4 protein-coding genes and 1 pseudogene are annotated in these 7,807 nt (G+C 69.1%); 3 read left to right on the forward strand and 2 right to left on the reverse strand.

The window, feature by feature from the left end; genetic code table 11:
• Both ON39_RS12275 and ON39_RS12280 read right to left on the reverse strand, forming a co-directional pair.
• Positions 1–367: pseudogene (locus tag ON39_RS12275) on the reverse strand (histidine kinase); the annotation flags it as partial.
• A gap of 7 nt (positions 368–374) precedes the next feature.
• A complete protein-coding gene (locus tag ON39_RS12280) occupies positions 375–1,010 on the reverse strand; it encodes a response regulator (protein WP_040733746.1) in 636 nt (211 codons plus the stop codon).
• A gap of 326 nt (positions 1,011–1,336) precedes the next feature.
• Between ON39_RS12280 and ON39_RS12285 the strand changes: the two genes are divergently transcribed.
• The 3 genes from ON39_RS12285 (at position 1,337) to uvrA (ending at position 7,770) form a co-directional block, all read left to right on the forward strand.
• The gene (locus tag ON39_RS12285; RefSeq protein ID WP_040733748.1) at positions 1,337–2,386 is read left to right on the forward strand and encodes a glycosyltransferase; all 1,050 of its coding nucleotides are present in this window, start codon (positions 1,337–1,339) and stop codon (positions 2,384–2,386) included.
• A 7-nt stretch (positions 2,387–2,393) separates the two neighbouring features.
• Positions 2,394–4,502, forward strand: a complete 2,109-nt coding sequence (locus ON39_RS12290; RefSeq protein WP_040733749.1) for an amylo-alpha-1,6-glucosidase — start codon at positions 2,394–2,396, stop codon at positions 4,500–4,502.
• A 235-nt stretch (positions 4,503–4,737) separates the two neighbouring features.
• Positions 4,738–7,770: an excinuclease ABC subunit UvrA gene (gene uvrA / locus ON39_RS12295; RefSeq protein WP_040733751.1), complete on the forward strand. Its 3,033-nt coding sequence runs from the start codon at positions 4,738–4,740 to the stop codon at positions 7,768–7,770.
• Positions 7,771–7,807 lie beyond the last annotated feature (37 nt).

Here is a 7,807-nt window from a genome sequence, read left to right on the forward strand (position 1 = left end):
CGAAGGCCTCGCCCGCGGCCGTGCCGGCAAGCCGCACCCGCCGCCCGTCCGTCGGCGCGGCGGCCTTCGACCATTGCGCCACAACGAGTTCCGTGGCCTCCTCCGGCGGCACCCCGGGCTCCACCACCGCCAGGATCGCCTGGGCCGAGCTGGTCAACGTGCGCGCGTGCTCGACCACCTGCGCGAGCACCAGTTCCGGCTCGGTGCCCGCGAGGAACTCGGTCGCGATGTCCCGGTTCGCCTCGATCCACGCCTGCCGGGTGCGGGCCCACTCGTAGAGCTTGGCGTGGTCGGCGGCGATGCGCGTCGCGGTGTCCACGATCGTGCGCAACGTGTCGAACACCGGGTGCGCCGCGGCGTCGGTCATGGCGCCGTCAGCGCTCGCCGAGCTTGCTGGCCAGCACCGCCGCCTGGGTGCGCCGCTCCATGCCGAGCTTGGCGAGCAGCCGCGACACGTAGTTCTTGACCGTCTTCTCCGCCAAGAACATTCGCGCCGCGATCTGCCGATTGGTGAGGCCCTCGCCGAGCAGCGCGAGCAGCCTGCGCTCCTGCTCGGTGAGCCCGGCCAGCGGTCCGTCGTCGTCGGGCGCGCCGTCGCGCAGCCTGGCCCGCAGCGCCGCGGCGGCCCGGTTGTCCAGCAGCGAACGGCCCGCGCCGACCGCCTTGATCGCCGCGGCCAGCTCCATGCCCTTGATGTTCTTGACGACGTAACCGCTTGCGCCGGCGAGGATCGCGTCGAGCATCGCCTGCTCGTCGGTGTAGGAGGTGAGGATCAGGCAGCGCAGCCCCTCGACCTCCGCGAGCAGGTCACGGCAGAGTTCGATGCCGTTGCCGTCGGGCAGCCGGACGTCGAGCACGGCGACGTCGGGGCGCAGCACGGGAATTCTGGCCATGGCCTGCGCGACATCGCCCGCCTCGCCGATCACGGTGAGCTCGGGATCGCCCTCCAGTAGATCGATCAGACCGCGCCGGACGATTTCGTGATCGTCTACCAGAAATACCTCGAGCACGTCGGCCTCCCTGCCGTTTGACGGACGAAGCTGCTCCCGCCGAATACCACGAGTAGATAACGAGGTTCCGGGTAAGCTTGCAATGAAGTCAACCAGAGGGGCCGTGGGCAGCGGAGCCATAAGGCTCATATGTACGTGGGAACTCGAGCGATGACATATTCAGCGACACTAGATTTCAGCGCGATCTTCGGATCGCCCCGCGCCTGTCCTGGCTGCGGATCCGAACTCTTCGACAACGTACCCGATGTCCTGACGCGCTGCGACGGCTGCGGCGCGCACTGGGGGCCCGCCGAGGAAGGGCGTGGCGTCGAAGAACGCAGGCTCCCATGAGAATCGGGCAGATAGTTCCGCCGTGGGTTCCCGTGCCGCCACCTGCCTACGGCGGTACCGAGGCGGTGGTCGGCGATCTGTCCGTCGGTCTGGACCTGCTCGGACACGACGTGCACCTGTTCACCGTGGGCGAATCCACCTGTCCCGTGCGGCGATACTCGCTCTACGAGCACCCGACCACGCAGATCGGGGTCGGCGAGGCCGAGCTGATGCACGTGCTCGCCGCCTACGAGACGCTGGCCGACGTCGACATCATCCACGACCACACCTCGCTCGGCCCGTTCGTCGGCGCGCTGGAGGGCTCGCCCCCCGTAGTGGTCACCAACCACGGACCGTTTTCGGAGATGCGCCAGGAGCTGTTCCGCTCGATGGCGCGCCACGCCCACATCGTCGCCATCTCGGAGGCGCAGCGGAGGATGGCGGGCAGCGTGCCGATCGCCGAGGTGATCCCGCACGGCATCGACCTCGACACCTACCGATACGGCCCGGGCGGCGGCGGTTACGTGGTGTTCGTCGGCCGGATGAACGAGGAGAAGGGTGTGCACCGCGCGGTGCAGATCGCCCGGCTCGCGCGACGCAAGCTGCTCATGATCACCAAGATGCGCGAACCGGAGGAGCGTCGCTACTACACTGAGCGCGTGCGTCCACTGATGGGGCCCGACGATCCCGAGCCGCGGGAGGAACCGACCGCGCGCCGGGTCGAACTGGTGCGCCACGCCGACGCGTTGATCAATCCGATCCAGTGGCCCGAGCCGTTCGGGCTCGTGATGGCCGAGGCTTTGGCTTGCGGCACACCGGTTCTCGCGTTCCCCGAGGGCGCGGCGCCGGAGATCGTGGATCACGGCGAGACCGGATTCCTGTGCCGCGACGTCGAAGAGATGGTGGACGCCCTCCATCAGGTGCACACCATCGATCGCCGGGCCTGCCGCGCCGCCGCCGAGCAGCGGTTCGGCCGGCTGCGCATGGCCCGCGATCACGAACGGCTGTATCGCCGCATCCTGTCCGAGCGGACGACCCGGGTCATGGTGCCCACCACGGTGGCGTGACCGCCGCATGGTGACCCACCCCTGGGGCGACGGCGCGGACACCGAGGCGCCGACGGCGATCAACGCGGGGGTGACGCTGGTCGAGGGCTCCACCTTCTGCATCAGCGACGTCAGCGGGGTGATCACGCCGAGCCACCCCGCGGGCCTGTTCGTTCGCGACACCAGGGTGCTCTCGCACTGGCGGCTGACCGTGGACGGCCTGGAGCCCCAGCCGCTCACCGTGCGCTACGACCAGCCGTACAGCGCGACGCTGCTGGCTCGCACCGCGCCGAGAGCAGGCACGGCCGACAGCACCGCGCTGGTGATGGTCGGCAGGCACGTCGGCGACGGCATGCGCGAGGACCTGGTGGTGCGCAACCTGTCCGGCGCGGCCCTGGACTGCGTGATCAAGCTGGAGCTCGACGCCGACTTCGCCGATCTCTTCGAGGTCAAGGAGGGCCGCACCGGTCACGAGCACCTCGTGGTCACCGCGGCGCGCGCGACAGACGGCGCCGTCGAGATCAGCCGCGCCGAGCTGGGCCTGGCGGTCACCGTCCGCGGTACCGGCGCCACCGCGGCCGACCGCGAATTGCACTGGGACGTAAGCCTTCCCGGCCGCGGTGAATGGACCGCGTGCGTCGAGTACCTGCCCGCGCTCGGCACCGACGCCACGCCGCCGCGCTACCCGTGCGGCACGCCGGTGAACCGCAGCGCGCCCGCGCAACGACTGCGCGAGTGGTACGCGAACTCGCCGACCGTGCACACCGAGGACGAAACCCTCGCCTCCGTGCTCCAACGCACCCTCACCGACCTCGGCGCGCTGCGCATCTTCGACCCCGCCCACCCCGAGCGCGCGGTGGTCGCCGCAGGCGCGCCGTGGTTCATGGCGCTGTTCGGCCGGGACTCGCTGCTCACCTCGTGGATGGTGCTGCCGCTGGACCGCAGGCTCGCCGTCGGCACTTTGCAGAGCCTCGCCGATCTGCAAGGCACGGAGGTGCAGGCGGCGACCGAACAGCAGCCGGGCAAGATCCCGCACGAGGTGCGCTTCGGGCGGGCGGCGACGCTCATGCTCGGCGGCGGCACCGCGTACTACGGCACCGCCGACGCCACCCCGCTGTTCGTGATGCTGCTCGGCGAGCTCTACCGCTGGGGCCTCGACGCGCGCATCCGCGACGATCTGCTGCCGCACGCCGATCGCGCGCTGGACTGGATCGAACGCTACGGCGACGCGGACGGCGACGGTTTCGTCGAATACCAGTGCGCCACCGAGCACGGCCTGGCCAACCAGGGCTGGAAGGACTCCTGGGACGGGATCAACTTCGCCGACGGCTCGCTGCCCGAGCCGCCGATCGCGCTCGCCGAGGTGCAGGGCTACACCTACGCCGCCTACCTCGCGCGCGCCACGCTCGCCGCGGGCACCGGCGACCACGCGACCGCCGAACGCTGGCGGACCAAGGCCGCGCGTTTGAAGACCGCGTTCAACGAGGCGTTCTGGCTGCCCGACCGCGGCTGGTTCGCCATCGGCCTCGACCGGGACAAGCGACCGATCGACGCACTCACCTCCAATATCGGGCACTGCCTGTGGACCGGCATCATCGACGAGGACAAGGCGCGCCGCGTCGCCGATCATCTGCTCTCGCCGGAGATGTTCAGCGGGTGGGGGATTCGCACGCTGGCCACGTCAATGGGTGCATACAACCCCGTCAGCTACCACAACGGCTCGGTCTGGCCGCACGACAACGCGATCTGCGCCGCGGGCCTGATGCGCTACGGCTTCACCGATCACGCGAATCGCGTGGTATCCGCCGTGCTCGACGCCTCGACCCGCTTCGGCTATCGGCTGCCCGAGCTGTTCTGCGGGTTCGACCGCGCCGAGTTCGACATCCCCGTGCCCTATCCCACCTCCTGCTCGCCGCAGGCCTGGGCGGCTGCCGCGCCGTTGCTGTTTTTGCGTAGTCTGTTGAGACTGGAACCGAGCGTTCCCGAGGGGGTGCTGTCGGTCGCACCGGTGGTTCCCGATCGCTTCCTGCCGCTGCGCGTGGGCGGGCTGCGCGTCGGCTCCGACGTGTTGTCGGTCACCGTCGACGCGGAGGGCTGGCAGGTCCAGGGTCTGTCCGGCGACCTGCGGCGGTCCTAGCGTCTGACGCATCGCAATATCGCCGGGGACAGCGCTGTTGTAGCTGGTAGACCCCCGCGCGGTGTGAGCGACGCGCCCGGAGGAGGTAGCGGAGCGTGACCACGCAGGGCGCCGGGAGCACCGCAAATTCAATACAGCAACCGAAACTTGTCGGTGGGCGCGTTTAGCATGACGGCCGGATAAGTCTGGACCCGTTGTGGTTCACCCCGAACACGATCGAGAAGGGACTCACCTGGTGGCGGAACGCCTCACTGTGCGCGGAGCTCGGGAACACAACCTGAAGGGGGTCGACCTCGACCTGCCCCGCGACAGTCTCATCGTGTTCACCGGACTGTCCGGCTCGGGCAAATCGAGTCTGGCGTTCGACACGATCTTCGCCGAGGGTCAGCGGCGGTACGTGGAGTCGCTGTCGGCGTACGCCCGGCAATTCCTCGGTCAGATGGACAAGCCGGACGTCGATTTCATCGAGGGTCTCTCGCCCGCGGTGTCGATCGACCAGAAATCGACCAACCGGAACCCGCGCTCGACCGTCGGCACCATCACCGAGGTGTACGACTACCTGCGCCTGCTGTACGCGCGCGCCGGCACCCCGCACTGCCCGGTGTGCGGCGAGCTGATCGCGAAGCAGACCCCGCAGCAGATCGTCGACCAGGTGCTCGCCATGGAGGAGGGCGTCAAGTTCCAGGTGCTCGCCCCCGTGGTGCGCACGCGCAAGGGCGAGTTCGTCGACCTGTTCGACCAGTTGAACACCCAGGGCTACTCCCGTGTCCGGGTCGACGGCGTGGTGTACCCGCTGACCGATCCGCCGAAGCTGAAGAAGCAGGAGAAGCACGACGTCGAGGTGGTGGTCGACCGCCTCACCGTCAAACCCACCTCCAAACAGCGCCTCACCGATTCGATCGAGACCGCGCTGCGGCTCGCCGACGGCATCGTCGTGCTCGACTTCGTCGACCGCGACGAGCACGCGCACGACCGGGAGCGCCGCTTCTCCGAGCGCCTGGCCTGCCCGAACGGCCACCCGCTCGATATCGAGGACCTCGAGCCCCGCTCCTTCTCGTTCAACTCGCCCTACGGCGCCTGCCCCGACTGCTCCGGCCTCGGCAACCGCAAAGAGGTCGACCCGGATCTGGTGGTGCCCGACCCGGCGCTCAGCCTGAACGAGGGCGCCATCGCGCCGTGGTCGCGCGGCCAGACCGCGGAGTACTTCACCCGGCTGCTGTCCGGACTGGCCGAGGCCATCGGCTTCTCCATGGACACGCCGTGGGAGAAGCTGCCGCTCAAGGCGCGCAAGGCCGTGCTCGAGGGCAGCTCGGATCAGGTGCACGTCTCCTACACCAACCGGTACGGCCGGAAGCGTTCGTACTACGCCGATTTCGAGGGCGTGATGCCCTTCCTGCAGCGGCGCATGGACAGCACCGAGTCCGAGCAGATGAAGGAGCACTACGAGGGGTACATGCGCGACGTGCCGTGCCCCGTCTGTCACGGCGCCCGGCTGCGCCCGGAGATTCTCGCGGTCACCATCGACGCGGGCGGCGACAAGAAGTCCATCGCCGAGGTCAGCGACCTGTCCATCGGGGAGTGCTCCAAGTTCCTGAACTCGCTCACGCTCGGCGAGCGCGAGGCCGCCATCGCCGGGCAGGTGCTCAAGGAGGTGCAGGCGCGGCTCGGGTTCCTGCTCGATGTCGGCCTGGAGTACCTGTCGCTGTCACGGGCCGCGGCCACGCTGTCCGGCGGCGAGGCGCAGCGCATCCGGCTGGCCACCCAGATCGGCTCCGGACTGGTCGGCGTGCTCTACGTGCTCGACGAGCCGTCCATCGGCCTGCACCAGCGCGACAACCGGCGGCTCATCGAGACGCTCACCCGGCTGCGCAATCTCGGCAACACGCTGATCGTGGTCGAGCACGACGAGGACACCATTCGCGCCTCGGACTGGGTGGTCGACATCGGCCCGCTGGCCGGCGAGCACGGCGGGCGCGTGGTGCACAGCGGCCCGTACCAGGAACTGCTCACCGAGCCCGAATCCCTCACCGGCGCTTACCTTTCCGGCCGCGAGCGGATCGAGCTGCCGCTGGTCCGCCGCCCGGTCGACAAGAAGCGCCAGCTCACCGTGGTCGGCGCGACCGAGCACAATCTGCGCGGCATCGACGTCACGTTCCCGCTCGGCGTGCTCACCTCGGTCACCGGCGTGTCCGGTTCCGGCAAGTCGACCCTGGTCAACGACATCCTGGCCACGGTGCTGGGGAACAAGCTCAACGGCGCGCGGCAGGTGCCGGGCCGGCACACCCGGGTCAAGGGACTCGACGACCTGGACAAGCTGGTCCAGGTGGATCAGTCGCCGATCGGGCGCACCCCGCGCTCCAACCCGGCCACCTACACCGGGGTGTTCGACAAGATCCGCACGCTGTTCGCCTCGACCACCGAGGCGAAGGTGCGCGGCTACCAGCCCGGGCGGTTCTCGTTCAACGTCAAGGGCGGTCGCTGCGAGGCGTGCTCCGGCGACGGCACGCTGAAGATCGAGATGAACTTCCTGCCGGACGTGTACGTCCCGTGCGAGGTCTGCCACGGTGCCCGCTACAACCGGGAAACCCTCGAGGTGCACTACAAGGGCAAGACCATCGCCGAGGTGCTCGACATGTCGATCGAGGAGGGGGCCGAGTTCTTCGAGCCGATCAGCTCGATCCACCGGTACCTGAAGACGCTGGTCGACGTCGGTCTCGGCTACGTCCGGCTCGGCCAGAGCGCGCCGACCCTGTCCGGCGGCGAGGCGCAGCGCGTCAAGCTCTCCGCCGAACTCCAGAAGCGCTCCACCGGCCGCACCGTCTACATCCTCGACGAACCCACCACCGGCCTGCACTTCGAGGACATCCGCAAGCTCCTCAAGGTCATCAACGGTCTGGTCGACAAGGGCAACACGGTCATCGTCATCGAACACAACCTGGACGTCATCAAGACCTCCGACTGGGTGATCGACATGGGCCCCGAGGGCGGCTCCGGCGGCGGCATGGTCGTCGCCGAGGGCACCCCCGAAGACGTCGCCGCCGTCCCCGGCAGCTACACCGGCCAGTTCCTCCGCGAGGCGCTGGAGCAGGCGGAGGCGCCCACCGCCAAGAAGGAACCCGCCAAGAAGGCCTCGGCTGCCAAGGCTCCCGCCAAGAAGGCGCCCGCGAAAAAGGCCGCCAAGACGCCGGCCGACAAGCCGACGGAAGCGCAAGCCGCAGCCAAAGCGGCCACAAAGCGCCTGTCCCGCAAGGCAGCCGCTCTGCGCTGATCGGTCTGTGAGCACCTGGCCGCGCCCCGGGCACTAA

It is taken from the genome of Nocardia tenerifensis NBRC 101015, assembly GCF_000308715.1.
GTDB lineage: Bacteria > Actinomycetota > Actinomycetes > Mycobacteriales > Mycobacteriaceae > Nocardia > Nocardia tenerifensis.

Coding starts and splice junctions, on each gene's coding strand:
- ON39_RS12285 (WP_040733748.1), top strand. CDS start 1,337: ATGAGAATCGGGCAGATAGTTCCGCCGTGGGTTCCCGTGCCGCCACCT.
- ON39_RS12290 (WP_040733749.1), top strand. CDS start 2,394: ATGGTGACCCACCCCTGGGGCGACGGCGCGGACACCGAGGCGCCGACG.